Origin of the sequence: Mycobacteroides chelonae (assembly GCF_016767715.1) — a bacterium.
In the GTDB taxonomy this organism is placed as follows: domain Bacteria; phylum Actinomycetota; class Actinomycetes; order Mycobacteriales; family Mycobacteriaceae; genus Mycobacterium; species Mycobacterium gwanakae.
The window spans coordinates 134139-161047 of the sequence record NZ_CP050145.1 but is presented as its reverse complement, the minus strand read 5'-3'; the positions used below and the strand labels follow the sequence as shown (position 1 = coordinate 161047).

General features: G+C 63.0%; 30 protein-coding genes, 1 tRNA gene and 1 pseudogene. 16 read left to right on the top strand and 16 right to left on the bottom strand.

Going from position 1 to position 26909, the window contains the following annotated elements; genetic code table 11:
- Positions 1-8 precede the first annotated feature (8 nt).
- Positions 9-1964 (top strand): GMC family oxidoreductase N-terminal domain-containing protein, encoded by a 1956-nt coding sequence (locus HBA99_RS00805; protein WP_070951705.1) that lies wholly within the window; start codon positions 9-11, stop codon positions 1962-1964.
- Positions 1965-2298: 334 nt separating this feature from the next.
- Here HBA99_RS00805 and HBA99_RS00800 read toward each other — a convergent pair whose 3' ends face one another.
- A complete protein-coding gene (locus HBA99_RS00800; RefSeq protein ID WP_070951706.1) occupies positions 2299-2715 on the bottom strand; it encodes a nuclear transport factor 2 family protein in 417 nt (138 codons plus the stop codon).
- 146 nt (positions 2716-2861) lie between these two features.
- Between HBA99_RS00800 and HBA99_RS00795 the strand changes: the two genes are divergently transcribed.
- The 3 genes from HBA99_RS00795 (at position 2862) to HBA99_RS24725 (ending at position 6815) form a co-directional block, all read left to right on the top strand.
- Positions 2862-3737: a TIGR03620 family F420-dependent LLM class oxidoreductase gene (locus HBA99_RS00795; RefSeq protein ID WP_070951707.1), complete on the top strand. Its 876-nt coding sequence runs from the start codon at positions 2862-2864 to the stop codon at positions 3735-3737.
- 504 nt (positions 3738-4241) lie between these two features.
- Positions 4242-5279: an AurF N-oxygenase family protein gene (locus HBA99_RS00790; protein WP_070951708.1), complete on the top strand. Its 1038-nt coding sequence runs from the start codon at positions 4242-4244 to the stop codon at positions 5277-5279.
- Between the two features lie 810 nt (positions 5280-6089).
- Positions 6090-6815 carry a DUF6262 family protein gene (locus HBA99_RS24725; protein ID WP_234798061.1) on the top strand — a complete coding sequence of 242 codons (726 nt, stop codon included), beginning with the start codon at positions 6090-6092 and terminating at the stop codon, positions 6813-6815.
- Positions 6816-6953: 138 nt separating this feature from the next.
- Here the strand turns inward: HBA99_RS24725 and HBA99_RS00785 are convergent, their stop codons facing one another.
- A complete protein-coding gene (locus tag HBA99_RS00785; protein ID WP_131822816.1) occupies positions 6954-8489 on the bottom strand; it encodes a PIN domain-containing protein in 1536 nt (511 codons plus the stop codon).
- A gap of 309 nt (positions 8490-8798) precedes the next feature.
- On the opposite strand from HBA99_RS00785, the gene HBA99_RS00780 reads away from it, so the two are divergent.
- Complete coding sequence (locus tag HBA99_RS00780) at positions 8799-8978, top strand: hypothetical protein (protein WP_070951710.1); 180 nt, start codon at positions 8799-8801, stop codon at positions 8976-8978.
- Between the two features lie 35 nt (positions 8979-9013).
- Here the strand turns inward: HBA99_RS00780 and HBA99_RS00775 are convergent.
- A tRNA-Ala gene (locus HBA99_RS00775) sits at positions 9014-9083 on the bottom strand.
- A gap of 387 nt (positions 9084-9470) precedes the next feature.
- Here HBA99_RS00775 and HBA99_RS00770 point away from each other — a divergent pair.
- Positions 9471-9614 (top strand): annotated as a pseudogene (locus HBA99_RS00770) (CHAP domain-containing protein); the annotation flags it as partial.
- On the opposite strand, the gene HBA99_RS00765 reads toward HBA99_RS00770, so the two are convergent.
- From HBA99_RS00765 to HBA99_RS00755, 3 genes are read right to left on the bottom strand one after another with little or no spacing between them, the layout of a single operon-like run.
- A complete protein-coding gene (locus tag HBA99_RS00765) occupies positions 9615-10508 on the bottom strand; it encodes a LysR family transcriptional regulator (protein ID WP_030096125.1) in 894 nt (297 codons plus the stop codon).
- A 12-nt stretch (positions 10509-10520) separates the two neighbouring features.
- Positions 10521-10934 (bottom strand): tautomerase family protein, encoded by a 414-nt coding sequence (locus HBA99_RS00760; RefSeq protein ID WP_030096126.1) that lies wholly within the window; start codon positions 10932-10934, stop codon positions 10521-10523.
- Complete coding sequence (locus HBA99_RS00755; protein ID WP_070951711.1) at positions 10925-11905, bottom strand: NAD(P)H-dependent flavin oxidoreductase; 981 nt, start codon at positions 11903-11905, stop codon at positions 10925-10927. The genes HBA99_RS00760 and HBA99_RS00755 overlap by 10 nt, the downstream gene beginning before the upstream one ends.
- Before the next feature lie 130 nt (positions 11906-12035).
- On the opposite strand from HBA99_RS00755, the gene HBA99_RS00750 reads away from it, so the two are divergent.
- Together HBA99_RS00750 and HBA99_RS00745 are read left to right on the top strand one after the other, a co-directional pair.
- Positions 12036-12749, top strand: a complete 714-nt coding sequence (locus HBA99_RS00750) for an AAA family ATPase (protein ID WP_030096128.1) — start codon at positions 12036-12038, stop codon at positions 12747-12749.
- A gap of 11 nt (positions 12750-12760) precedes the next feature.
- Positions 12761-13090: a hypothetical protein gene (locus tag HBA99_RS00745; protein WP_131822817.1), complete on the top strand. Its 330-nt coding sequence runs from the start codon at positions 12761-12763 to the stop codon at positions 13088-13090.
- Here the strand turns inward: HBA99_RS00745 and HBA99_RS00740 are convergent.
- Positions 13055-13528: a MarR family winged helix-turn-helix transcriptional regulator gene (locus HBA99_RS00740; protein WP_057967365.1), complete on the bottom strand. Its 474-nt coding sequence runs from the start codon at positions 13526-13528 to the stop codon at positions 13055-13057. The two genes, HBA99_RS00745 and HBA99_RS00740, sit on opposite strands and share 36 nt — an antisense overlap.
- Before the next feature lie 115 nt (positions 13529-13643).
- Between HBA99_RS00740 and HBA99_RS00735 the strand changes: the two genes are divergently transcribed.
- Positions 13644-15197 (top strand): MBL fold metallo-hydrolase, encoded by a 1554-nt coding sequence (locus HBA99_RS00735; RefSeq protein WP_070951713.1) that lies wholly within the window; start codon positions 13644-13646, stop codon positions 15195-15197.
- On the opposite strand, the gene HBA99_RS00730 is transcribed toward HBA99_RS00735, so the two are convergent.
- From HBA99_RS00730 to HBA99_RS00710, 5 genes are all read right to left on the bottom strand, one after another.
- Entirely contained in the window at positions 15194-15652 is a 459-nt protein-coding gene (locus HBA99_RS00730; protein WP_057967314.1) for a nitroreductase family deazaflavin-dependent oxidoreductase, read from the bottom strand. The two genes, HBA99_RS00735 and HBA99_RS00730, sit on opposite strands and share 4 nt — an antisense overlap.
- 47 nt (positions 15653-15699) lie before the next feature.
- Positions 15700-16509, bottom strand: a complete 810-nt coding sequence (locus HBA99_RS00725) for a DUF5718 family protein (RefSeq protein WP_070952369.1) — start codon at positions 16507-16509, stop codon at positions 15700-15702.
- A gap of 5 nt (positions 16510-16514) precedes the next feature.
- Positions 16515-17771, bottom strand: coding sequence for a serine--tRNA ligase (serS, locus tag HBA99_RS00720; RefSeq protein WP_070950329.1), 1257 nt, complete (start codon positions 17769-17771; stop codon positions 16515-16517).
- A 39-nt stretch (positions 17772-17810) separates the two neighbouring features.
- Positions 17811-18293, bottom strand: a complete 483-nt coding sequence (locus tag HBA99_RS00715; RefSeq protein WP_070952370.1) for a GAF domain-containing protein — start codon at positions 18291-18293, stop codon at positions 17811-17813.
- Between the two features lie 66 nt (positions 18294-18359).
- Entirely contained in the window at positions 18360-18809 is a 450-nt protein-coding gene (locus HBA99_RS00710) for an ankyrin repeat domain-containing protein (RefSeq protein ID WP_030096136.1), read from the bottom strand.
- Positions 18810-18894: 85 nt separating this feature from the next.
- Between HBA99_RS00710 and HBA99_RS00705 the strand changes: the two genes are divergently transcribed.
- From HBA99_RS00705 to HBA99_RS00685, 5 genes are all read left to right on the top strand, one after another.
- The gene (locus HBA99_RS00705; RefSeq protein ID WP_070951714.1) at positions 18895-20577 is read left to right on the top strand and encodes a septum formation family protein; all 1683 of its coding nucleotides are present in this window, start codon (positions 18895-18897) and stop codon (positions 20575-20577) included.
- Between the two features lie 24 nt (positions 20578-20601).
- Positions 20602-20952, top strand: coding sequence for a metallopeptidase family protein (locus HBA99_RS00700; protein ID WP_030096138.1), 351 nt, complete (start codon positions 20602-20604; stop codon positions 20950-20952).
- Between the two features lie 145 nt (positions 20953-21097).
- The gene (locus HBA99_RS00695; protein ID WP_030096139.1) at positions 21098-21469 is read left to right on the top strand and encodes a PE family protein; all 372 of its coding nucleotides are present in this window, start codon (positions 21098-21100) and stop codon (positions 21467-21469) included.
- A gap of 3 nt (positions 21470-21472) precedes the next feature.
- A complete protein-coding gene (locus tag HBA99_RS00690; protein WP_070951715.1) occupies positions 21473-22513 on the top strand; it encodes a PPE domain-containing protein in 1041 nt (346 codons plus the stop codon).
- Positions 22510-23253 (top strand): ESX secretion-associated protein EspG, encoded by a 744-nt coding sequence (locus HBA99_RS00685; protein WP_030096141.1) that lies wholly within the window; start codon positions 22510-22512, stop codon positions 23251-23253. The genes HBA99_RS00690 and HBA99_RS00685 overlap by 4 nt, the downstream gene beginning before the upstream one ends.
- 13 nt (positions 23254-23266) lie before the next feature.
- Here HBA99_RS00685 and HBA99_RS24915 read toward each other — a convergent pair whose 3' ends face one another.
- Positions 23267-23425 (bottom strand): MspA family porin, encoded by a 159-nt coding sequence (locus tag HBA99_RS24915; RefSeq protein WP_081347650.1) that lies wholly within the window; start codon positions 23423-23425, stop codon positions 23267-23269.
- A 19-nt stretch (positions 23426-23444) separates the two neighbouring features.
- Between HBA99_RS24915 and HBA99_RS00675 the strand changes: the two genes are divergently transcribed.
- A complete protein-coding gene (locus tag HBA99_RS00675) occupies positions 23445-23672 on the top strand; it encodes a hypothetical protein (protein WP_075908321.1) in 228 nt (75 codons plus the stop codon).
- Here HBA99_RS00675 and HBA99_RS00670 read toward each other — a convergent pair.
- Positions 23669-24355, bottom strand: a complete 687-nt coding sequence (locus HBA99_RS00670; RefSeq protein WP_070951716.1) for a histidine phosphatase family protein — start codon at positions 24353-24355, stop codon at positions 23669-23671. The genes HBA99_RS00675 and HBA99_RS00670 overlap by 4 nt on opposite strands.
- Positions 24352-25278 carry a prephenate dehydratase gene (gene pheA, locus HBA99_RS00665; RefSeq protein WP_070951717.1) on the bottom strand — a complete coding sequence of 309 codons (927 nt, stop codon included), beginning with the start codon at positions 25276-25278 and terminating at the stop codon, positions 24352-24354. Before pheA ends, HBA99_RS00670 begins: the two co-directional genes overlap by 4 nt.
- A gap of 144 nt (positions 25279-25422) precedes the next feature.
- Between pheA and HBA99_RS00660 the strand changes: the two genes are divergently transcribed.
- Complete coding sequence (locus tag HBA99_RS00660; protein ID WP_030096155.1) at positions 25423-26208, top strand: DUF2470 domain-containing protein; 786 nt, start codon at positions 25423-25425, stop codon at positions 26206-26208.
- Here the strand turns inward: HBA99_RS00660 and HBA99_RS00655 are convergent.
- Positions 26205-26894, bottom strand: a complete 690-nt coding sequence (locus HBA99_RS00655) for an alpha/beta fold hydrolase (RefSeq protein WP_070950923.1) — start codon at positions 26892-26894, stop codon at positions 26205-26207. The two genes, HBA99_RS00660 and HBA99_RS00655, sit on opposite strands and share 4 nt — an antisense overlap.
- Positions 26895-26909 lie beyond the last annotated feature (15 nt).

Here is a 26909-nt window from a genome sequence, read left to right as displayed (position 1 = left end):
ACGGTCCGATGCATCTTTCTCCGCGGCAGCGTACGGCAGTCGAGTTGATTGCCGATACGTTCGCCCCAGGACGTGGTGTGGTTCCGTCGGCAACGGAGCTGGGTTCAGTCGACTTATCGTTGGAATTCTTGGCCCGTAATCCGCGGGCGTCGGAACTGCGAATACTCAAGGCGCTATTTAGCCTGTGGGACAGTCGTTTCGCGGCCCTCATGCTCACGGGTCGCTTGCGACGGTTCTCGGCTGTCGGACACGAGATGCGTGAATCTATGCTAAAAGCATTGGCGCAGTCCAGATTCGGCCAGAACCGCATGCTGTTCACGATACTGCGAAGTGCGTTCCTTGCGCCCTACTACATGGAGTCGGATGCTGCGGGCCGTTCTCCGGTGTTGGAGGCAGTAGTTGGGTTCCGACCCGTAACCGGGGAGCCCTCGTCCGTCAACGTCGGTGAACCTCTGGCACCTCTGATGATCTGTTCTGACGAGAATCTCGATTGTGATGTGGTGGTCGTGGGCTCAGGTGCTGGCGGGGGTACCGCCGCAAGTGTGTTGAGCGCCGCGGGGCTGGACGTAATCATTGTGGAAGCGGGCGGCTATCACGGGGAGGACAGTTTCGACGGCACCGAAAAAACTGGACTGCGCAACTTGTACGCGCCAGCGCCGTTGCTTAGCCGCGAGGGGCAGGTCTCCCTCTGGGCCGGACACTGTGTGGGCGGCGGCACCGTGGTCAATTACACGACATGCTTTCCCACTCCCGAGAGGGTTCGACAAGAATGGGCCAGCTCCGGCGCACACCAGTTCGCCGGGACCGAGTACACCGAGGCGCTCAATGCGGTGTGGCAGAGGCTGGATGTCAATCGCAACCACGACGTGGCGGCACCACGCGATGCCGTCATGGAGCGCGGCTTGCGTAACCTCGGATGGACGGTCGGTGCGACATTCCGCAACGTAGATGGTTGCGATATGGGCATCCGATGCGGCCGCTGCGGGATGGGCTGCTCTCTCGGCGCTAAACGGTCGACAACGAAAACCTGGCTGGCAGATGCAGTCTCGGCCGGTGCGCGCCTGATCGCTGACACGTCGGTGCGCACTATCGAAACCACCGGGGGCAAGGCATCTGGGGTGACTGCCGTGGCGACCGGCGGTCACCGGGTGATAGTCCGCGCGCGAGCTGTCGTGGTGGCAGCAGGGGCAATCCAGACTCCGGCATTGCTCCAACGGTCCGGTTTGGGCAACCGCAACGTCGGCCGCCATCTACGCTTGCATCCGGCCACAGTCGTTTGGGGTCGAAACCGGGATTCGGCGCCGCCTTGGGAAGGTAGTTTGCAAAGCCGCTATTCCGATCAACATGCCGATCTCGACGGCAACGGTTACGGCGTCATCTACGAAACCGTACCCATCACGCCCGGTATAGGGGCAGTGTTGCTGCCCTGGCATGGTGGGCGCGCGCATCTGACCGACATGAAAGATATTCACGCTCTAACACCGCTGGCGGTAATCACACGCGACAAGGGCGCAGGGGAAGTCACGATTGGTAGAGATGGCGAGCCTATCGTGCGTTACAGGCTCTCGGGCCCGGACACCGCGCATCTGATGGCAGGCATCGAAGGCGCCGCGCAGATCCTTGAAGCCGCGGGCGCCGACAAGATCATTGGTCCCCATCAAAAAGGTATCTCCTACGAACCAGGAAAAGACGGCTCGGTGGAATCCTTTGCGGCTGCGACCCGCGCTGCGGGTGCCGCGCCCGGAGTCTTGCCGGTACTCTCGCTACATCTCATGGGCTCAGCCCGCATGGGAGATGACCCGAGACGTTCGGCAACCAACCCGGACGGCGAAGTATGGGGAGCACCGGGGGTGATCGTCGCCGATGCCTCCTGCTTCCCGACCGCTTCAGGGGTTAACCCGATGATCTCCATCCAGGCCATTGCCTACATGAACGCCACTCGCCTCGCCGCACGACTGAGATGATGTATCCGAAATCCGTTGGTGAAGAATGTGGTTCAACTGCCCGGGCAGTGTACCCGTTTGGATTCAGCTGGCCATTTTGGGAACAAAGATTGCCAACTACGTTTGCGGCCATGGATTTCCTTGTGATAATCCCAATTTCGGGTGCTCGATGGGCGTATGCGGGACCTGCGTTTCGCGGCACCAAGCAAATAAACGGCCGGCGTTTGAGGCGGCAAGTCCGCTGCACCAGGGCGCCACCCTGGTGCAGCGGCAAGAAAGTGGGCTTTGCCGCCGCGCGCGATCTATGTCCGGCACAACGCCTCGCTGAGGGCTCGCGATCAGGAATCAGCGCGCCTCAGCTGGCCCATGGTGCGGTATCGCCGAGAAGGGGTATCAGAACTTCGTGAGCATTGCGTGTGTCAACGTACTCGTGCAGCTCGAATATCTTGTTATCTCGCACAGTGATGAAGAAACAGTACTTGTTGTCGTAGGGGCGTTCACGATCGTGAGATGCGCTTTCCACTTCGAGCACAACACGATCGCCCGCTTCGATCGCATCGCGCAGCGTGAACCTCATCGGAACCTTCTCGTGCACCGTCCGCCAGGGATCTTTGACCAATCGCATAGGCATAGCGGGCCTAGTCTGGGCTTCTGCGACCCACCAGGTTCCCTCCTCGTGGAGCACTTCGAGTGCCTCATCGATGTTCCCCGAGTTGAGGAGCTCGAAGAAAGACCACGCGATGCTCGTCGTTCTATCCGACTGTGGGTTCATACGTTTCGTGTCTCCTGCGAATGTCCACCGGCTCGTTTCGCTCACACTACGCGGGTTGGCCCGGGTGTGGCCTGGGGTCCTGGAGCGCGCTCCGGGACATGCACTGAAGCGGAATAAGCCATAGTGCCATTGTGTTTTATCGCAGTATGAGTACGCCATTGTTTGGATCTGTCGGAGTTTGGGCTGGCGCACGGGATTTCGCGCGCCAGCATGGCTATGAAGGGGCCTCTTTCGAAGACCGGGCCGGCGAGATCGAGCAACTCGGCTACGGGGCGCTTTGGGTAGGGGCCACGTTCGAGTCGCACTTGACCCCGCTCGAAGAGGCGTTGGCGAACTCACAGAACCTGACAGTCGGGTCGAGCATCGTGAACATATGGACAGCGCCGGCCAAAGAGGTCGCCGCGTCTTTCCACCGACTCGAGGCCCGCTTCCCCGGACGGCTCGTGCTCGGGGTCGGCGCCGGCCACAGGGAGGCCCAGGGAGAGGTCTACCAGTCTCCGTACAAGGCGCTGGTCTCGTACCTGGACGAACTCGAGGAGGCGGGCGTGCCGAAGGATCGGATCGCGATTGCCGCGCTGCGAGCACGGGCGTTGCGCCTGTCCGCGCAGCGGACCGTCGCTGCGCTTCCGTTCCTCGTGCCGGTCGAGCACACGAGGAAGGCACGGGAATTACTCGGACCGGGCCCGAAGATCGCCACTGAAGTCAAGGTGGTCTTCGGGGACGACCAAACCGTCGCCCGCCGCATGGTCGGCGAATACCTCAAGATGTCGAACTACGTCAACTCCCTGCGCGAGAACGGCTTCCCGGAGCTGCACGTCGGGGACGAGCCCAGCGACGCGTTGGTCGACGCGCTGGTGTTGCGGGGCGCGATCCCGCACATCGCCGCAGGTGTCAAGGAGCGTTTGGCGGCCGGAGCGGACCATGTCGCGGTCCAAGTGCTGCAGAACGACCACGACCCGGTCGCCGGGCTCGCCGAACTGGCCACCGAACTCCGTCTGGGAGGATCGAAGCCCAGCCGGTAACCGACCAGCGGCACCAATTCCGAACCGGAAGAGCTGCGCCACACGGACTTGAAGCAGAGCTGGCGCGGATCCCACTGTGGCTTGATTGGCAAGGCAGCCTTACTGAGTGAATCCGGGCAGTATCGAGACATGGTGGAAAGAAAGAAGTGTCGTCAGTTCAGCGCTGAGGTGAAGAACATCGCGATGGGTGTGGTCCACTGTCTGGGGCAATCGCAGGTCGCGCAGCATGAGCAGTAAGGCGTTGTTATCTGTGAGGACGTCCGCGGTGAAGCGCGTGATGGCCGTTTCGGAGGGCCAATTCGGCAAGGCGCTTGAGGCTGTCAGCGAGATCGACTGCGGCTGAGGCGGTGACTATCGAATGATCAAGCACGGTCGCCGACACTTTGCGGCACCAAAGCGCCCCGGGCAATGCATCGACTGACCGAATACTCCTTTAGGCAGTATGCTGTAAGGCATACGTACTATCGGGGTCATCTGGCTCCTTACCTAATCAAAGGAGAAGGCATGTCGCTCCGCGAGAAGCTACGCGCGAAGATGGAAGTGCGTGGCGACGCTAAGTACGTCCAGGTGCTGGAGACCCTGTCACACGGATCGACGAACCGGAACTTCGATCCGTTTATCGATATCGACTGGGACTCGCCCGAGTACGCCGTCGTCCCCAACGACCCACGCTGGGTGTTGCCGCACAAGACCGATCCGCTGGGCCGGCACCCCTGGTACCAGGGGCAGCCGCTGGAGAAGCAGATCGAGATCGGCATGTGGCGCCAGGCCAATGTCGCCAGGGTGGGCTTGCAGTTTGAGAGCATCCTGATCCGTGGCCTGATTCAGTACGCCTTCAGCGTGCCCAATGGCTCCCCGGAGTTCCGTTACCTCAACCACGAGTCCATCGAAGAGTGCAACCACACCCTGATGTTCCAGGAGATGGTGAACCGCATTGGCGTCGAGGTGCCCGGCATGCCCCGGATTATCCGTCTGTTGTCGCCCCTCTTGCCGCTGTCGTCGACGATTCTGCCCGTCTTCTTCTTCGTCTTGGTCTTGGGGGGAGAAGAGCCTATTGATCACACCCAGAAGAACGTGCTGCGTGAGGGTGACAATCTGCACCCGATCATGCGCCGCGTCATGGAGATTCACGTGGCCGAGGAGGCCCGGCACATCTCCTTTGCGCATGAGTACCTGCGCAAGCAGGTTCCGACAGCCAACTGGTTCAACCGGCTGGTGTTGTCGATCGCCACACCGATCGTAATGCGGATCATGTTGAGCCTGATCATGACCCCGCCACGGGCCTTCTTCAAGAAGTTCGACATACCGACTGCCGTCCGCAAGGAGATCTTCTGGAAGAGCCCCACGTCGCGGCAGTCGATGAGCGAGGTCTTCTCGGATGTTCGGATGCTATGCCGCGAGACCGGGATGATGAACCCGATTGCGAAGATCGTGTGGCGGGTGTTGCGTATCGACGGCCGCGCCGCACGTTACCGCAGTGAGCCGCAGCGCGGTCCCCTGGTGAACTACACACAGGCTGCACCGGAAACCGTGCCTGCCTAGATCCACCTCAGCCTGGGACTGGACGACGGTTGGCGGCGGGCTGGGTGGTGCCCATGTCCTTAAATTAGGTTCATCGGGGCTTGTGGGACTGGGCGGTGGGTGAACGGTCACCTGGTTGGGCTTTGGTGGTTTTTGGCGACACCGGTGCAGATATTGGGCGAGTAGCGTTGCAGCCCAACGTGAATCCGATCTTTACGGTGTGTTGGCGAGTGGAGCTGTGCGCAGTCATACGGCCGTCTTTCGGAGATATTCCGCGAGCACGAGATCACCTCTTCGACAATTACCGGGCGAACCAATCTACGGCGGAGACGTTCACCGATTCCGGCACACCATCGGGATGACCCGCTCAACAACGGCTGGACCCAGCAGGAATACCGCGATTTCCTGGGCCATGCCAGCGGCACCATGACCTCTACATATGCCCGGATCACCGACGACACCCTCGCCCGTAACGCACGCGAGTTCTGGGCCGCACACGGTACCGCCACCGCAGATACTGACCCCGCCGTTGAGCGCCTCCGTGCGAGGTTCTCCGCAGCGTTGCCCAATGGCTTCTGCACGCTGCCCTCCCAACAGAAGTGCGACTTTCGCCCCAACCCTGCCTGGACTGCTCATTCCACGACCCCGGCGGCTGGGTGTTCCTCGGCACCCACATCGCTTACCGCGATCAGCTCCGCGAAATCATCGCAGCCGCAACAGCTACCGCCGATCGCCAAATCGTGGACCTCAATCAACCGATGCTCGACAAAGTCGAAAACTCATCGGGGAATTACAGGACGAGACCACCACTGACCACGGGGAACCCGATCGGTGACTGCCGCCGATCGGGCTGCACGAATCACGCGCCTAGCCGCGGCTGCCGTAGCGCGGCGCAGCGACGCCGAATCCCGAGCCCGACGCACCATCATCAGACTGCAAAATGCAGACGCACCAATCACATTCGTCGCCGTAGCCCGCGCAGCGTCGGTGTCGACCAGCTTTCTGTACCAACACCCCGAGCTGCGCAGCGCCATCGAAAAACATCGAACCCTTGTGCCTGCACGTCGCCGACCAGATAGAGAAACAGCATCCGCAGCCTCGCTTCGCGCCAAACTGGGGGTGGCCCTGCATCGCAACCGCGAATTGGCCGAAGAAGTCACGGCTCTGCGGGCGGAGAATCAGGCCTGCGCAGCCGTGTGCTTGAGCTCAGCAGCCCAAACTCTTCACGCACGCCCAGCACGTTCTCCTAGCTGGCAGCGCCACCAATCCGCTGTCATGCGTACGCCAGCGCGTGCTCGTGTTGGATCCGCTCGATTTGGCTCAGGGCGTGATGGTGCGGTCCAACGTAACGGAAGCTCTGTGGTGGCACCACGGACGGAAACGCGACGTTCAACGCGGGCGGATCTGACAGGCACCAAACCTGCTGAATTTCGATCGCATATCCGACACTCGAATTCCGGTAGTAGTCATCGAAATCGTGCCGTTCTATGCAACCAACGGAGCCATACCGCGCCCAAAGGACGCTTGGGGCATCGGCGACTATTTGTCGAATGGTGAAGTACCCGACAACTCGTTGAACGGGTGCGGTGGCGTACACCCACGCCAACGAAATATCTTTCGCCAGAGTTCGTTTTCGGAACTCGACGCGCTTCCGCCCATCCAGGATCGCCTGTGCGTACCGGGGTTGAATCGAGATCAGCGCCGCTCTGTCTGCAACTGTGAATGCACCCATTGCGCACCAGCTCCCTTCACTATCGAAATTGACTGCGGAGGCCGCGAAAACACCCTCTGGCTCTCTAGCTCCGGTCGGCTCCAGCCGGGCTCAAGGGTTCTGTCATGACGGAACAGAATTGCGAGAATTCCCGATCGATGCTCCGCGAGTTCTTTTATCGCGGCTGTGCTATATACGGTTCTGCCGGCGGTAGCGCAGATGATTTGCTCCGCGTCCTTCGTACGGAACATGTCCTCTACTACTCCGACAGCCTCGATTCGCTGCCGCCCTCCCGATTGGTAAAAGAGCAACGCTGCCCCTGGCTCAATGAGGTTAGTCGAGGCATTGCACAGATAGGCTTTACGCAGCGCGTTGCCCCATGGTCGCGTAAGCTCAGCCTCGGGGAACAAGCCTGGTTCATTAGACATCTCGATATCGGGAAAGAGCTGACTGTGCCACTGGGGTCGTATAGGCACCACAAATATATCCGCCCTCGGAGACACTGCCGGCGGGCCGTAAAGAACATGAAAATCCAGCGGCTCTAGGTCGGCGTTTGACGGCAAATACTCCTTAAGGAAGATGCTCTCTCCGCGCTTCGTCTTTTCGGAATATTCGTAGAATCCAAATGTCTTAAGAAATCCCGGCAAGTGCTGGACGGACGGTAGAACCTCAACAAAGGTTGAGCCTGTTCCTATCCTCACTTGGTGACGCATCACCGCCTTGAGAAGCAGCTCACCGTATCGGTACCCGGCGTGCGCGGGATCGACCTTGAAAGTTGAGATTTTCGAAATGGGATCGGGTGATTTTGGAGCGTCCTTGCCTTCCTCTACATCTTTTACGATGGCGATCGCCAAGTACCGATCAGTGTGATCCTTTATTACGAAACACTTTCGATTATCGCTGTCGCTCTGAACCCTTCCGAACCAGTCATCGAACTCGTCGTAGTCGGCTCGAATACTCGCGAACAGCTGCTGGCTGGTATCCAGGGCATACGCCTTGACGACTTCCACTCGCGGAGGAAGTTGCGGAGGGTCCGGTTCTAGGTCGCTCAGAATCTCGGCGGCGTCTGCGAGCCTGAGGACCCGTTCATGCAGACCGGCTCGTCTGGCCCGCCGTCGCAAACCAACGTCGTCGCTGACTAGGTAGTGGGCGGCGTTGCTCGCCAACGAGGCGAGAAAGAGCAGATCGATGTAGTCGTTAGTGCCCACAGGACTGTCACCAGCTGAAGCTCGCAACGCATCCGAGATCGGTGATGCCTCCACCATTTCGAACTTTGCGAGTTCGGCGATGCGCTGGCCCGTGCGCGGGCTGTTGCTGCCCTTGACCACTTCGTGACGCGTAGCCGGGTGAACGAGAATTCGGTGTCCCTGCCGTGAGCAGAGCCGCACAAATGCAGCCCCCACAGATAGGTTGGCTTCAAGTTTGCCGTCGAATGGTTCCAGCGAGATGAAGGCATTGGTATCCAACAGGAACCGACGAGTATCGTTGGCCCCGGAAGTCACATCCGTATCATGCGCCACACTTAGCACGTTTCGGCGGCGGCGCTCCGCGTTCGTCGCGGCACAGATTGACAACAGAACATCATTTGAGCATTGCCGCGATAGTCCACCGACGCAGAAACCGCGTCGCCGATCAGTTTTCGGCACCCGGAAGCGGCTAACTTCGCCAACCAACGGTGTCATGATTATATTTTACGGGAAAATGTCCCATTAAATATGGAGGCGCTCAGGATGAGCGATGACCTACCCCCTCGGCGACGCGGCCGACCTCCACGTAGCGAGCCCGCCGAGTCGACCGGATATCGAGCCTCCGAGTCTCTGCGACGGCATATGGACGTTGCGAGTGCGTTCCTGAACATCAAAAGCCAGCAGGAATTCATCGACACTGCGGTGCGACATTTTTTGGCGCATCTCCGGCAGGAAGACCCGCAGTACGCGATCGCCGCCGACGCGCTCGACCACAAGATTGGAGAGGGGAGAGGTAACGTGTCGACCCTAAAAACGCGGTAGCCGAAGCGACGAACACCGGCACCCCGCACTAACTGTGGAGCCGCGGGGAATCGAACCCAGATCTGAGCCTTGCAAAGGCCCGTTCTACCCTTGAACTATGGCCCCATCGTGGACATGACCGCGACAGTCTGCTGGTCATCTCCTCTTTCCTCGCGCTCTCCTACAGATAGGAATCGAACGAGGCTGCTCAGACGGGGCGCTTTGATCGGCGATCAACCCCTGATCGGCCACCATGACATACAGCGCCATCGACGACCACTGGCGCTGCTGCCCCAATCCTGAGCGAGGTTGACCGCACCCACTTGGTAGGTGGTCCAACGCCGGTGCAGCAACAGATGCTGCTTACCGGCGAGCACCGAGCGATACGACGTCTGCCATCAGTCACCAGCCAACCGCTTTGGGAAACACATCCATAACGTAGTGTTCCTGATTAGCCCGCTTCCCGCCGATTCGCGTAAGCGGAAACACACACTCAATTCAAACCCCAGATAAAAGGGCCAGCATGTCAACATCGTGCTGATCAATGACAACGGCACCCTGACAACCGTCGGTGGTGGCGAGGGCCGCGGAGTCGGCTTGTCGACCTACGTGGCCGCCAACGATTCGGGTATCACCGGCTACGGACGCTACGAGTAATCACCGGCCGACCGATCGCAGCACCGCGGGTGAACCAGCGCGCTGCACATGGCGCAGGAACTGCGACATCGCTGGTGAGACAACCGATTCCGCTCGCCGGATGAACAGCGTCTCGACTCGCGCCTGCAGTGGCGGGAGCCGATGCACCCGCAGCGCTGCGGCACGCTGCGAGGCCATGACCACCGCGACCGGAAGCAACGTCACGCCCATATCGGCCGCGACACATCCGAGAATTCCCTCCAGACTTCCGAATTCAAGAACCTGCGGATCCACGTTGCCGTGATCGGCGAAGATCTCCTGCAACCTCTCGCGGTAGGCGCACCCGTTGCGGAAGACCAGCATGCGTGCCGGGGTATCGAAGACATCACGGATGTCGCCGTGGTGTTGAGCGGTGACCAGTACCAGCTCCTCCACGAAGGCCACATTCGCCGAGAGAGCGTCGTGTTCGACGGGTCCACAGACGAAGCCGCCATCGAGCCGGTGATCGTTCACCATATCGATCAGCTCGGCGGTGGTGCCTGTGGTGAGTGTGAAATCCACTCGGGGACAGTCGGCGGCATACGTGGCCAGGATGCCAGGAAGTCGCAGTCCTGCTGTGGTTTCCATGGAGCCGATGGCCAGTGTTCCGGTGGGTTCGGCCTCGTCGCCAACCACCTGGGTCGCCTCACGCAGCAGCGCCGTAATCCGCTCGGCGTAGGGCAGAAAGGCTTCCCCTGCGTTGGTCAGGGTCATGCCCCGGGCGTGTCGTCGGAACAGCTCGACGCCGAGCTCGTCCTCCAGCGCTTTGATGTGGCTGCTGACGTTGGACTGCACGGTATGAAGCTGTTTGGAGGCGCGAGAGATGCCCCCGGCCTCGGCGACCGCCAGGAAGTGCGCGATGTCACTGAACTCCATATCAGGATTCCATCATGCGCTCGCCGCGGCGGGCACAGCCAGCTCACCGGTAACGTACTGCGCGTTACCGAAACCGAAAGACCAATCCTGCGGCCCATTTTCACTGATCGTCACGAAAAGATCCGCGCCCGCCACATCGACGGCAGCCAGCCTGTCGGCCAGCTCGGCGAAGATCCGCTGCTTGGTCTCCACGGTACGGCCGGTCTGCGTAAAGATGTGCACGATCACCACACGGGACGATCGCGCGAAGCCCAGTCCTGCATCCTCTGCGATGATGTCTGCGGCCTCATGCGCCGTGATGATCTGAAATCGGTCTCGTACAGGGATTTTCAATATTTCGACCAGAGCGTCATGCACGGCGTCGGCGATGGCCCGTTGCTGATCGCGTGGCCGGTCAGAGGTTAAGTCGATACGCACTAGTGGCATGTGCTGACTCCTTGATATGCCGGGTTGATGGCGGCGGCTTGAGCCACCATGGAATGGATGATGTCTGCGGCACTCTCGATATGCCGTATCTGCCCGATGCCCTCGCCAACGATCAGATTGGCCACGCGGTGATCCTCGGCGGCCACACCGATCTGGTATTCGGATCGAGCCTGCTCGAGATGTTCAGCGAGCTCCACCTCATGGCCGTGCCATCTGTCGACAAAGCTATTGCGCAGCACCCTGCCGCTGTAGGTAGACGGCCAGTCCTTGCCACGCACAATGTCATAGACGTGTTGGCGGATGGTGCTGTCGCCGTCGACCTGAAGGGCGTATCGCTGGGCAACCCGGGAGATCGCAGCTTCCTGTGATGCCCAGAACCGGGTCCCGACCACCACACCGTCCGCGCCCAGCGCCAGCGCTGCCGCCAGGGCGCGGCCATCGGTTACTCCGCCCGCGGCCAGCACGAGGACCTGAGGCGCGTTCTTCGCGACAAGGTCCACGATCTCTGGAACCAAGGTGAACGTCGATCGTTGTCCGGCCCCATGGCCACCCGCTTCTGCGCCCTGCGCGGTGATGACGTCGGCGCCCACCTCGATGGCCCGGGAAGCCTGCTCGACGTTGTGGACCTGGCAGATCAGTGGCACACCGGCGGCCCGGATACGCGTCGCATAGGGCGCGGGATCTCCGAACGACAGAAAGATCGCCGCGGGATTCTGTTCCAACACGAAATCAAGGACATGCTCGTTACCGTTCAGGGTCCAGGTGATGAAACCGCACCCGACGGCAGCGCCGGGCTGGTCGAACTGCCGGCGAACCCACACCTCGTTCGTATAACCGCCGCCAAGCAGGCCGAGGCCACCCGCCGCGCTGACCGCACCGGCGAGGCGCGCGTCGGCGACATCATCCATCGGCGCCAGGACCACCGGATGCTCGATGCCGAAATTCCTGGTCAGCCGAGTCTTCAATGTCATGCCTCAACCGTAGGTTCGCGAGAAACCGCAGGTCCAGCGGTTTCTAACGATAGGAGCGTTCTGTTTTTCAGAACGAAATCCACATTACATACCGCGATAGGAGAATGATGGGTGCCGATACCATCAAGACGTGATCCTGCGCCAGATCGCGATCGATCGTGAAAAGCAGCCCGACGCTTGGTATTTGGAGATCCCCGCGATCGCACAGATCGCTCGAGAACCCCTGCGATTGACCACCGGCGTCACCGTCATCGTGGGCGAGAACGGCTCGGGCAAGTCCACGTTCCTCGAGGCGGTGGCTTCCTCGTGGCGCTCACGGCTGCCCTATGCGGTCAACCACTGGGGCGCGCCCGGCGGAAGCGAGGACACCGACTTGTACTGGGCCATCACCTTCGATGCCGAGCACCCGCGCCCCGGCGGAGGGTGCTTCCTGCGGGCCGAGGCAATGCACCAGCTATTCACGACGGTCGACCAGCGCACCCCGGAACAGATCTTCGAAGGCAGACTCAACGAACGCTCACATGGCGAGTCGTTTCTGGCGTTCCTCGCCGAGCGAGACATGGAGCGCGGACTGTTCATCCTCGACGAACCCGAGGCCGCGCTGTCCTTCACCTCATCCCTGCAACTGATGGCGATGCTGGACGCCGTGGTCGCCGCCGGATCTCAGGTCATCATGGCCACCCACTCCCCCGTACTCGCGGCCTTCCCGGGCGCCACCATTCTGGAATTCGGCGAAGACGGTGTGCAGCAAAGCGATTGGAACGACCTGGAGATGGTGGGGCACTGGCAGCGCTTCCTCACCGACCCACGCGCGTATCTACGCCACTTGTTCCAGGCCGAATGATGGAGCGAGACATGCGGTGTGCCATCGTCGGCTCGGTGGCCGCGATCGGCTTCTGCCCCATCGCCGCTGCGCTGACCGCCGTGGTCTATCGGTTTCCGGCATTCATGGTCGGTTACGTCAGCGGTCTCAGCGCGGTCTGGCCCGCGATGTTCAGTGCCATCTTCTACCTGGTGTTCGGGGGGTTCGCCGTCATGGGCGGTCTGGGTGCTGCCGCAGGAATCGCAGTAGAAAGACTGCGCCGCGAACGAGCCATCATGTACACAATCGGCGCTTCGTTCGTCATCGCCCTACTGGGGGCGCTCTCGCTAGCCCTGCTGGAGTACGTCGTCGGGCCCTGGTGAGCGGCCGGCCTGCGCCGCCATCCGGCGCGTGAGCCCTTCGAGAATCCTGGCGGCCTCGGCGAGGGTGCGCTGCTCATCTGGCGGCAACGTGCTCAACCACGGATCCAGCACACTCTGCCGCTCGGCGCGCATGGCGACCAAGGCATTGCGCCCGGCCGTGGTCAGCTTGATCCGCTGCGCCCGCTTGTCCGTGGGGTCGACGCGCCGCTCGACGTACCCAACGTCCTGCAACCGCTTCAACTGCACGGTCATCGTCGGCTGGCTGCAGTGGTCGGCCTGCGCCAAATCGGAGATCCGTGCGTCCTCCATCTCGCCGACGAGTGCCAGCAGCCGTGCCTGGCCGGTGGGTACGGGCAACTCTGCCTGGCTGGACACCCAGCGGTTGAGCCGCGCGATCACGGTAAGGACGTCGGCGGTGAGGCCATCGGTGGTGGACACCAGATCAATTTTACGTAGCATCTCTATGCAAGGGGATTTCGATGGACAAATAGCGGACCTACGCTCCCGTCCGCGGCTTTGGCTCCCGTAATCGCAGCTCGATAGGCTGGGGCTCATGCGAGTCACCAGTGTCGGCCACGCCGGATTCTTTATCGAGACGGCTGCGGGCAGCATCCTCTGCGACCCCTGGGTTAACCCTGCGTACTTCGCCTCCTGGTTTCCCTACCCCGACAACAGCACCCTGGACTGGGACCGGCTGGGGAACTGCGACTACCTCTACGTCTCGCATCTGCACAAGGACCACTACGACCCGCAAAACCTGACCGACCATGTCAACAAGGACGCGGTGGTGCTGCTGCCCGACTATCCGGTGCCGGATCTGAGGCGCGAACTGGAGGGGCTGGGGTTCCACACCTTCGTGGAGACCGAGGACTCCGTCAAGCATCGGGTCAGCGGCCCCAAGGGTGACTTGGACGTCATGATCATCGCGCTGCGCGCTCCGGCCGACGGACCCATCGGCGACTCCGGCCTCGTGGTATCCGACGGCACCACAACGGCTTTCAATATGAACGACGCCCGCCCCGTCGATCTTGATGTGTTGGCCGAAGAGTTCGGGCACATCGACGTGCACATGCTGCAGTACTCGGGCGCCATCTGGTACCCAATGGTCTACGACATGCCTGCCCGCGCCAAGGAAGCCTTCGGCACCCAGAAACGGCAGCGCGGAATGGACCGCTGCCGTCAGTACATCGCGCAGGTGGGCGCCACCTGGGTCATCCCGTCCGCTGGGCCACCGTGTTTCCTGGACGCCGAACTGCGTGACCTCAACGACGATCACGGCGACCCGGCGAACATCTTCCCGGACCAGCTGGTGTTCTTGGACCAGATGCGCCAGCACGGCCACGACAAGGGCCTACTGATGATTCCCGGCACCGTTGCGGATTTCACCGGCTCCGAATTGAATTCTTTGACGCATCCGGTGTCCGACGAGGAGGCCGAACACATCTTCGGCGCTGGCAAGGCCGCCTACATCGAGGAGTACGCACAGCGGATGGCTCCCGTGTTGGCCGCGGAGAAGGCTGCCTGGGCACCCGCCGAGGGCGAACCGCTGCTCGGGCCGCTACGTGCCAAGTTCGAGCCGATCATGGCGCAAACCGATCAGATCTGCGATGGCATCGGCTATCCGGTGGAGCTGCGCATGGGAGACGAGATTGTGGCGCTCGACTTTCCGAAACGCATTGTCCGTGAACCCATTCCCAATGAGAAGTTCCGCTACGGGTTCGGGATCGCACCGGAGCTGGTGCGCACGGTGCTGCGCGATGACGAGCCGGACTGGGTGAACACCATCTTCTTGTCGACCCGCTTCACCGCGTGGCGCGTGGGTGGCTACAACGAGTACCTATACACGTTCTTCAAATGCCTCACCAACGAGCGCATTGCGTACGCGGACGGCTGGTTCGCCGAGGCCCATGACGACAGCGCCTCGATAACACTGGACGGCTGGGAGATCCAGCGGCGCTGCCCGCACCTCAAGGCCGATCTCTCGAAGTTCGGTGTGGTAGAAGGAAACAAGCTCACCTGCAACCTGCACGGATGGGACTGGAACCTGGAGACCGGCCGCTGCCTGACCTCCAAGGGGCACGAGCTGCGCTCCAGAAAGCTCGGCTAGAGCGGCATCAACTCGAACATCGGGATCACTCGCTCGATGCGCGCCTGATAGTCACCGAAGAATGCGTATCTGGCCACCAGCACCGGGAAGAGTTGATCGCGTTCACTCGAGTCCAGCTCGCGCACAACGGCGTCGTAACTGTTCGGAACCACCTCGACGGTCACGGTGGGATGGGTGCGCACATTGAAGATCCACGATGGCGGCTTCTGCTGTCCGCCGTTGGATCCCACAATGAACCTGCGACCCTCGTGCTCGAAGTAGCCCAGCGGTGTCAACCGTTCGATTCCCGTTTTCGCGCCGAGGATCTTCAGGATGAGCACCGGCATCTCGTCATCGGGCACGCCGGGCAGCTTGCCGCCGTTCTCGCGGAGCAGCCTGATCATCCGGCTGTTGTGCTTCTGCACGCCGTTCTCAGAAAGCTCCCGGTAAGTATCCGAGGTCACGCCTTCGGTCATGTCTCGACGCTAGCGCGAACTCGTGGCCGCGAACCCGTCCGTCCCGCCTAGCGGACGCTACGAACCCGCTGCCGTAGCTCGGACGCCTCGTCGGACGCGGTGCTGTACACGCGGACCACGGCCTCATCCCCCGCCTGTAGATACGTGGATTCACCCAGCGGCGTGTACTTAGTCGCCCCGATACCGATCAGCACATGTGCGGGATGCCCGGCGGCCACCATGAGCGCGCCCACATCCTCCAGCGGCGTATCGGCGGAACCCTTTTGGTTATCCAGGCGCTCGGTGATCCAGTCCAGCAGCACCTCGCCGTAGTAGGAGTACCCAAGCAGCGGGCTGTCCACGCCATACTCGTGCTCCTGCCCGTCCGAGGTGTGCAGGTGACAGTTCAGTCGCAGGGTGGCCGTTGGGCCGTCGGGGGTGAGGTCACTGACCTCAAAGAACTGTTGCGCAACGCCTTTGGACGCTGAACCCCAGTTCTTCTTGTAACTGATTTTGGGAGCGTTGGGACGCCGGATCGAGCAGTCGTTGAAGGCACCCAGCGCGAACGGCTCCAACGACGCGACAACGTCGCCGAGCCAATGCACGCGGCAGGCCAGGCCCACTTCGGGTTCGATCTGCAGGTTCAGTGGAGTGTCGCTGTCGGGCAGCACCGTCTCATCGTGCGAGAGGGGGAACTGGCCCAGGAACCCGTCGTCACCGGGTACGTACCACGGAAATATTCCCTTGGGTGCCACACCGTTTGAGGCGACATTCACGAAATCAGCTGATTCCCCGGCCTGTTCGAGGTGTCCCGCGAAGTTCCCGGCGACTCCGAAACCGAACCAGCTACGCAGCTCGTCCAGCTCGATGTCGAACATCTTGCTCATTTAGGCTCCAGCACTTCGGTTCCGACGAAGGGCACCAAGGCCGCCGGTACCCGAACGCTGCCGTCGGGTAGCTGGTGGTTCTCCAGGATTGCCACCAACCACCGGGTGGTGGCCAATGTGCCGTTGAGCGTCGCGGCGGTCTGGGGCTTACCGTTCTCGTCGCGGTAACGTACCGCCAGCCGACGCGCCTGGAAGGTGGTGCAGTTGGAGGTGGAGGTCAGCTCTCGGTAGGCCTGCTGCGTCGGCACCCACGCCTCGCAGTCGAACTTGCGGGCGGCCGATGAACCCAAATCACCTGCGGCAACATCGATAACGCGGTACGGCACGTCGATGTGGGCCAGCATCTGCCGTTCCCAGCCCAGGATCTTGCCATGCTCCGCCTCGGCGTCCTCGGGTTTGCAGTAGACGAAGGCCTCCACCTTGTCGAACTGGTGCACCCGGATGATGCCGCGAGTGTCCTTGCCATAGCTACCGGCCTCACGCCGGAAACAGCTGGACCATCCGGCGTACCGCAGCGGCCCCTCATTCAGGTCGAGTATCTCGCCGGAGTGATACCCGGCGATCGGCACCTCCGAGGTGCCCACCAGATACAGGTCGTCCTCCTCGAGGTGATACACCTCGTCGGCGTGGGCGCCTAAAAAGCCTGTACCGCCCATGATTTCGGGCTTCACCAGTACGGGCGGAATCAGCAGGGTGAAGCCGTTGGCCACCGCGGTCTGCACGGCCAGCTGCAGCAGACCGAGTTGCAACAGCGCTCCGTAGCCGGTGAGAAAGTAGAACCGGGCGCCGGAGACCTTTGCGCCGCGTTCCATATCGAACAGGCCCAGCGATTCACCCAATTCCACGTGGTCCCTGGGGTTTTCGATGGCATTCGGCTCCCCCACCAGCTCGCGCACCACGAAGTCCTGCTCACCCCCGGCCGGTACGCCGTCGATCACTACATTGCTGATCGCCTTGTGCGCCTCGGTGAACGCGGCCTCGGCGACTACCTGCTCGGCCTCGGCGGCCTTGACTTGTGTGGCAAGTTCAGACGCCGCTGCCAACAGCGCGGGGCGCTCCTCGGGCGTCGCCTGGCCCACCTTCTTGCTTGCCGTCTTCTGCTCGGCACGCAGGGTGTCACCGGTCGACACCGCTGCCCGCCGTGCCGTATCGGCGTCGAGCAGCACGTCAACGAGCGCCGGGTCCTCGCCTCGCAGACGCTGCGAGGCACGCACCGCGTCGGGGTTTTCGCGCAGAAATTTGAGGTCGATCACCCGTTGAACACTACTGGGGCTAGTTTCCGCACCTGCGCTTCAGCCCAGCGCTGAACCATCGGCTCGGACAATCGTCTCGACCTGGGCACGCAACCCCACCAGCTCGTCGCGCTCCGCGGGCGAGTACTCGCGCGCTACCTCGTCGAGCACACACACCGTTCCGACGACCTGACCGGCCGAGTTGTGAACGGGAAGCCCCAAATAGTTGGTGAGGCCGAACTCGATTTCGTCCTCGTTGCCCGCGAAAAGCTCGTCGACACGCGAGTCACGCACAAAAACCTCGTCACCGGAGTCCACTACCCGCTCGCAGTACAGAGGGACCCTGTTCTGGTCGTCGCCCGCTTTCTTGCCAACGGATCCCACCGTGTAATGCTCGGCCGCCTCGCCGGCCGTGGCGGCGACAGCCATCGCACCAGGTTCAGAACGCATGACCAGCACCGATCGAACACCTAATAGGCGCGCGATCTCATCGAGCCGCGGTGCCAGGGCAGCGAGTTGGGGGGTGGTCTCGGCAGATGCCACGCAGCAACGCTCGCCTACAGCCGCGACCACGGCGAGGGTTGCGTTCACCGTGAATCGACATGCGGCCTACACGCCGAACAGGCTCAGATACTCGTCCTTGCCGAACATCCGCGCCGCATCGAGCGCGGACGGGGTCCCGGCGGTGGGATCTGCACCCGCCTTGACCAGGATCTCGACGATGTCGTCGGAGCCCTTGAAGACTGCGCCGGCCAGCGGCGTCTGGCCCTTGTCATTGGCACGATTGACGTCCGCACCGCGCGCGATCAGCGACCGAACCGTGGACGCATTCCCGTGATAGGCAGCCAGCATGACCAGAGTGTCACCTGCCTGGTTCGTCAGGTCCACCGGCGCCCCGGAGTCCAGGTAGGCGGCCAGGGTGGACGCGTTGCCCTCCCGGGCCATATCGAACAGTTCGTGGGCCAGCGCGGCGACCTGCTCGGCAACGCGGGCCTGATGCTCGGCTTCCTCCGCGGGAGAGTCCCCGGTCTCGCCGGCGTCATCACGGTCAGGTTCCATCGTTGTCACAGAGTTCAATCTAGCTGCGCATGCGGACAGCATCGCTGGGCTAACCCGCACCGCCACCTGTAACAATGGCTGCAGTATGAGCGACGAAGCCGAACCCACGAAGGTCGAGCGGGACGAGTCCGCCCCGGACGAATCCCCTGACGACGAGGTGGGCACCGAGACATCCGCAGACTCCGAAGCCGAGTCCGCGGCTGCTGCCGTGCCACCCGCGGAGGCCGAGCAGGCCCCAGAGACCCCGGCCACCTCGAACTCCGACGACACCGAATCGGTGGCCCCCGACGAAGCTCCGCAGACGGAAGTCCTGGACTACCCCGAGAACGCGCCTGGGGACGACGTCGCAGACGAGCCCGCGGCCGTCGACGAGGGCGACTCCCCATCGGACAAACCGCACTGGTGGGAGGGCTTGAAAGAGGGACTCAAGGAACGGTCCACACATCGTGCCCTGCTGCTCGTCACCTTCGGCGGATTGTTCATCGCCGGCCTCACCCAGGCACTGCCGGACGGTTGGACCTCGGCAGACCGCTTGGTCAACAGGATCGACTCCAACCCGGTGCCGAGCACCGGCGCCCCGGGCAACAGCACCTTCAACTCGGCGAAGGCCGGCGACTGCCTCAGCTGGTCGGCGCCCACCTCGATGGCCGATGTCCGCACCGTTGACTGCGGGAGCGATCACCGCTTCGAGGTCGCTGAGTCCATTGACCTGCGCACCTTCCCCGGCACCGAGTACGGGCCGGATTCACAGCCACCCAGCATGGTGCGCATCCAGGAGATCAGTCAGGAACAGTGCCAGGTCGCCATCAACCGTTACCTGGGAGATCGCTACGACCCGAACAGCCGATTCACCATGGGCATGCTGTATCCCGACAAGAAGGGCTGGTCCGAAGCGGGTGAACGGCGCGTGCTCTGTGGTCTGCAGCTCCCCGGCTCCGACAACCAGCAACAGCTGTTCCGCGGCAAGGTGGCCGAGCAGGACCAGTCCAAGGTCTGGCCGGTAGGGACCTGCGTCGGTATCGACTCCACGACGAACCTGCCCACCGAGCTGCCGGTCGACTGCGACAGAGCTCATGCCATGGAGATCACCGGAACGGTGAGCCTGGCAGAGCAGTTCCCGGGTGCGGTGCCGCCCGAGCCTGACCAGGACGCGTTCATCAAGGACAACTGCAACCGTCTGACCAATGAGTACATGGGCAATCCCGACGGATTCCGCGCCACCACGCTGACGCTGTCGTACAACACCATCACCTTGCCGAGCTGGACGGCCGGCAGCCGTCAGGTCAGCTGCAACATCGGGTCCACCCTCGGTAACGGTGCCTGGTCGACTCTGGTCAACAGCGCCAAGAGTGGGCAGCTGCTCATCAACGGGCAGCCGCCGGTGCCGCCGCCGGACATCCCGGCGGACCGGCTGAACTTGCCGCCGATCCCGCTGTCCACCACTCCTGCGCCTACCCAGCAGCCGACTCAGCAACCCACCTACACGCAGCAGCCGACGTATACGCAGCAGCCAACCCGCACCCAACAACCGACTCAGCAGACGACACAGCAGCCGACTCGGACCTCCGCGCCGCCGACGTCTTCGGTAGCGCCGAATCCCAGCAACCCTCCGGGCAACACGATCGTGACCACGCTGCCTCCGGGTGCGGGTCCGCCTCCGCCGCCCGCGGGCCCGCCGATGGACGGACCGCCCATGGAGGGGCCGCCGATGGAGGGGCAGCCACCGGGCCAGGCGCCTCCGGGCGCGCCGCCACCCGGACCGGCCTAGCTCTATGCGAGCCCTCAACGCCTGATGGCCGTCCAGATGAGCGAACAACGGTTCGAGGAACTTGTTTCCGACGCCTTGGACGCTGTGCCACCGAAGCTCGCCGCCGCCATCGACAACGTGGTGGTGTTGGTCCAGGACCGCAATCCGGAGGACCCCGAGCTACTCGGGCTGTACGAGGGAATCGCACTGACCGAGCGCGACAGCTTCTACGCCGGCGCGCTGCCGGACACCATCACGATCTACCGCGAGCCGCTGCTCGAGATGTGTTCCAGCGAACATGAGGTAGTGGACGAGGTGACGATCACCGTGATCCACGAGATCGCCCATCATTTTGGTATCGACGATGAGCGATTACACCAGCTGGGCTGGGGCTAACGAGGCGTCTGAGGTTTGCTGGAAAAAAATCCAAAAATCTTGGAGAATGATGGAACCGAATAGAGGGATCCGCCGTCCATCTTTAGTGAAAGGGCAAAACTGCCCTTAGGACGACGCGAGACGAGTGGGGGAAAGGGGACAGAAGATGGCTGACGTACCAGCGCCCGCCCAGCGTGAGGAGATCCGTTGGGACCTGGCTAACCAGCCGGGAACTGTTCTGCAGGTCGATCCGGATGTCATGAAGGATGCCGCTGTCGAGTACGACGCGATGGCGCAGCGACTGCAGGAAGCTCTCGACAAGCAGCTTGAGGCCACGAAGTTCGGTTCGGCCGGTCGCGATGAGGTGTCCACCGCGGTGGCCAATGCCTCCGCGAAGACCAACGAGAACTTCGAGAAGGTCGCCAAGGACGGCATCGAGCAGCTCAAGCGCATTGCCGAGGCGTTCCGGCGCAACTCGCAGGCGTTCGTCGATCTCGAACGACACAACGCCGCCCGTATCAATGGTGTGGGGGAATAGATCATGACCGGATTCACTGGCGTCAACTGGGTGGCCCGCAAGGCTAAGAAGCTGGCACTGGACCTGACTACGGGTGCCGGACCGACGCATGTCGTCGACAGTGCCCTGGCCTGGCAGGAGATCAGCGCCGCGTTCGCCGAGGTGCACGAGAACAGCCTGGGTGTCGGCGAGAAGCTGATGGAGGGGTATCGCGGTCCCCGCGCCGAGGAGGCGCTGACCAAGCTCACCCCGTTCACCGAGTGGCTGGACAAGATGGCCGGACTGACCCAGGAGGTCAGCGACACCGCCAACACGTACGCCGAGTCGTACGGCACGGCGGTTCTGGACATGCCGCACATCAACGACTTGGCTCAGCTTGAGAAGGCCAAGGCCGAGGCGTTGTCCGCGGGTGGGGCACTCTTCGGGCTGCACGCCACCACCGAGGGCATGGAGCAGGGCCTGGATCTGCAGGCGGCCAAGGCGATGGAGACCTACGAGTCGGCCAGCGAGCCCGCAGCCAAGGTCGTGGAGTTCCCGCCGGCCCCCGAGGTCATCAAGTACCCCGAAGAGAAGTCGCAAGCCAACAGCGGCAACACCGGCGTCAGCGCTGCCGGTTTCGGTATGTCCGAGATGGGACCGAGCCCGCTGAGCCCCGACTCGGTGCCGGGTGTGCAGAGCGCCCGCGCGGCAGCCATCTCGATGACCGCCAATGCGGCCTCCGCCGGCGGCTCCGGTATGGGTATGGGCGGAATGGGTGCGCCGATGGCCGGCATGATGGCCGGCGGTGCGCTGGCCGCGAGTGCAGGCAAGGGCATCAAGGTGGGGAACGCCGGCACCAAAAAGGATGAGGACGAGGACGACAAGGACCTCACCGCCATTGGTGCCACCGGCGTCTTCATGGGCGACGAGAGCAAGCCTGTCGAGTTGCCGGACATCCTGACCACCAAGCCGGCCAGCGACAAGGTCGCCGACTTCGAAAACGTCGACGCCTCAGCGCTGTTCGAGCGCGGTGGCTCCAAGGGCGCGGTCGCGCCGCCGGTCCTCGGTGCGAGCGCGGAGCTGTGACCGTCCGCCTGGACTTCGACGAACTGGAACTGACCCGCGAGATCACCGGCAACGACCTCTTGCCGGTCGTGCTGGCCGCTGGTCCGCGCCACGAAGACGAAGCCGAACATCGAGACGCTCTGGAGGGCGCGCGCGCCCGGCTGAAGGAACGCAACCTGCTCAAGGGCGAGGACCTTCACCCGACTCTGCGGGACATGCTGACTTCGGCCAGCAAGGCCACCGGTCAGGTAGCGGTACGCCGCTGGGCCGGATCGCAGATGCTGCGCCTGTGCCTGGTGGAGCACGGCGAGGCGTACGTGCTGCTGGTCAACGATGGCGAGGGTGTGGCCATGCGTTCGGTCACCGGGTCGCTCGGCGCCGAACTGTGGCGGTACCTGGGTGACGCCACACCACTGAAGTTCGGGTCGATCAACGCGCCCGCCGAGCAGCTGGCGCTGGCCCTTAACGCCGAACCCGCCGAAATGGCCCGGCGCCTCATCGCGCTCGGCGCCACCAAAGCCGACGCGGTAGCCGTGGCCAAGGCAATGGCTCGTCGCGGCGCGATGACCGAGATCACCGCGATTCGTCGCGTAGACGGTGTCACCGATCGCGCGCCCGGCGGAGTTGCCGTGTACGACACAGCATTTGGCCGGATCATGGCCACGCCGAGCACCTCCGCTGACGGCGCGCTGTGGGCAACTCTTACGCCTGCCACCCCGCAGCGGATGTCCCACGCGCTCAAGAGCCTTGGGCTCGAATAAACTGCGGTACCGCTCAGACCGTCTTAGTGACGCCGTAGTAGGCGATGATGTCTTCAGTTCCTGAGGTAGTGCTGGTGAGCACCGCATAGGACCGCAGGAACGACTGCCCGATACATCGATAAATATGGAAAAGGGCTCCTCCATCCGCTCGGTTACGACGACTTGTCGGCATACGGTGCTACAACACCGGTATGAAGAAATCACCGGAGTGGCGCCACGCCATCAGCTGCGGTGTGGCATGCCGTGACTGCGTCCAGGACATCGATCACTGTCACGGCACTCTCATCGTGCATTCCACTCGCCACGCCGAGTGCACAGATCGCGATTGCGACGGACTCTATCTACTTCGACACAGCCTTGTTATCGATTGCATTGCCGCACAATGTGATTGCGAAGGCGAGATACAACTAGCCGGTTAGCCCATCGGGTCGGCCGACTGCGCCAGTTCCTCTGCGCTGGCAGCCTCCTGATGCGGGAATGGCGCCACCGCATCACCCCAGTGCACGCAGCTCCATCGCCCATCGGTAATCGGCGCCAGCACAACCGCTTCCGCATTACGCAGGTGATGGTTCACCGCAAAACCCGGATCCACTCCGGCGAGTGTGGCCGCCACCAGGCGAATCGCCGCGCCGTGGCTCACCACCACCACATCGCCGGTTGATGCGTCGTTTTCCAAGTGCCTCAACCGGAGTTCGGCGACAACGGGCAGGTACCTGTCGAACACGTCCTGCGCGGATTCGCCACCAGGCAAACGGGTCCCGAAGTCACCAAAATGCCAACGCTCATACGTGCGGTCGAAAACCTCGAACGATTCCACGCCGGTGTGGTCCTCCAACTCCCCGGCCTGTACCTCGTGCAAACCGTCGAGCTGAAGAGCTTCCACACCAAGATGTCCCGCGATCTCGGAGGCGGTCTGGACCGCGCGCAGCGCCACAGAATGCACCAGGACCGCCGGCGCCAGCGCTTCATACTGCTTGGCGAAAAGGCGCGCCTGTTGCAGTCCGAGTTCGGTCAGCGCCGCACCGGGCGGTTTGGTGTCCAATCGGCGCTCGACGTTTCCATAAGACTGTCCGTGCCGGACCAGGACAAGGCGCCCACTCATCGCAGCTTCCCTTCCCGCGTTTCGGCCAGCCATCCCGACGCCTCGTCCAACACCGGTGGGTTGGCGCCGTCGGGTGCCGTCGTCTCTCGTGGCCACGATCCCAAATACCGCACATCCTCACAACGACGATGCAGTCCCTTGAGTGCCTCCCCGACCGCGACATCGTCGATATGCCCCACGCAGTCCAGAAAAAAGCGATACGTGCCCAGACCGGTCCGGGTGGGGCGGGACTCGATACGGGTGAGATCGATGTCCCGGATCGCGAACTCGTTCATGGCGGCAGCGAGCGCACCGGGTACGTTCCCCAGTCCGAGCACCACGGAAGTGCGATCGGAGCCCGTGGCCGGCGGTGGTGGCCCGGGTTGACCCACCAGCACGAAACGGGTGTGCGCATGCGCTTCGTCCACGACACCGCTGGCCAGGGCATTCAGCCCCAGGCGCTGCGCGGCCCATTCTGTACACACTCCCGCATCGGCCCGCTGCGCCTTCACATCCTCGGCCGCCGCAGCGTTCGAGTTGGCGGCGACCAGCTCCGCGTTCGGCAGCTTATCCGCCAGCCACTCACGTACCTGAGCGACGGCGATCGGGAAACCGGCGACGGTCTTCACGTCCTGCGCAGAAGTGCCCGGCCGCACCGCGATGGTGAAGGACACCGGCAACACCGCCTCGGCGAAGATCTGCAGCGGAGCACCCACCGCCAGGGTGTCCAGCGTCGGTACCACCGGGCCTTCGAGCGAGCTCTCGATCGGAACGCACGCGTACGTCGCGTCACCCTTCTGGACCTGCACCAACGCGTCGCGCGCGCTGGCCACCGACACCGGCTCCACCTCGGGTAGACCCGGTATCCGCCCCGTCGTCCGCAGCTTGATCAGTGCGGCCTCGGAAAACGTCCCCTCCGGCCCCAAATACGTGATGCGCTGCACACTCCAAACCTTAAGCGTTCCACCGCCCGGCGAACCCCCGACACAGTCGACAGCACAGGTGTCCCTTGCACTCTCCACGGTCCGTTGTTAACTTAGGCTTACCTCAGTTGGTTGACACGACAGGGTTCCAAGGAAAGGGTCGCCATGACCGCAGCACCGCCCACCACCGCAGAGCGCGTGCGCTCGGCATGTGCCCGCGCCGCAAGCTCCACTCTCGCCATTGCCGGAGCCGATGTGGTCGGAACCTCGCTGCACCACCTGTTCGACGACGGAACCTTCGCCGTTGCGGTCCCCGCCGACAGCGCGACCGCTGCGACCGTGGTTTCCGCGGGGCCGAACGGCATGCCGGCACTCCTGGAACTAACAGACCAGGCCCCGCTACCGCTGCGCGAGCCGGTCAGATCCCTGGTCTGGGTGCGTGGCAACGTCGTGGCCGCTACCGATCGGGAGGCCCGCGGCATCGTCGACGTCATCGCCAGCCGCACGCCCGATCCGGCACTCCTGGACATCCGCACCGATATGCGACTACGCACGGAACCTGGCTCGATCCTGCTGTGCCTGACCGTGGAGTCCGTCGTTGTCGCCGATTCGACCGGCGCCGAATCGGTTGATGTCTCCGCGCTGCTCGGCGCGCGCCCCGATCCTTTCTGCGCACTCGAGGCCGGGTGGCTCTCACATATCGACAACGACCACCGCGATCTGGTCGAGCGGCTGGCGCGGCGGCTTCCGCTGAGCCTGCAGCACGGTGAGGTGCGGCTGCTCGGCATCGACCGCTACGGCATCCAGCTGCGCGTGGAGGGCGAGGCCGGTGACCACGACGTCAGGCTGCCGTTCAACGAACCCGTCAACGACACCGCCGGACTGAGCCAAGCGCTGCGCATCCTGGCCGGCTGCCCCTTCCTCAACGGACTGCGCGCCCGAAAGATCTAACCCAGCAACAGCTCGCGCAACACCCCGGCGAACATTGCCGGAGCAGTTCGGTGCGCGAAATGGTCCTGTCCGACAAGCTCTTTGACTCGCACGCCGGGTACCCGCCGCGCCAGGTAGCCCACTGGCTCACGGAACTGTATCGGCGAGTTGGCCCCCTCCAGCAGCATCATGGGGATCACCGCCCGGGTGTACTCATCGAGCACCTCCGCGCACTTTTCGAGCGCCTGAAACTCCCGCGACACCGTCACCGAACGCGCTCGGACAGCCTCGCTGCCTTCCCGATTCGCCACCGCCACGCTCTCCGACACCGGAAGCGGCGGCTCGTAAAGGACAACAGCCGCCACATCGAGCCCGCGACGTAACGCCTCCAAGACGACGACGGCGCCGAACGAATGGCCGACTATCACCGCATCGGGCCCGGCCTCCGCGGCCACCGCGATGACGTCATCGGCCTCACGCGCCAAGCTGTGCTCTGCCGCGTCGGTACTCGCGCCGTGCCCACGCCGGTCGATGAGAAAACAGGTGAAGTCCCGCTGCAGCTCCGCGGCGACATCAGACCACGTCGCCCCCGAATCCATGGCTCCGTGCACCATGACGAGCGGTGGCCCCTCGCCGGACACAGTCAGGCTCAGCCGCACTCCATCGGGCGATGCCACATAGCGCAACGCGCTCACCACATCGGACACTCTTCTACCAATACC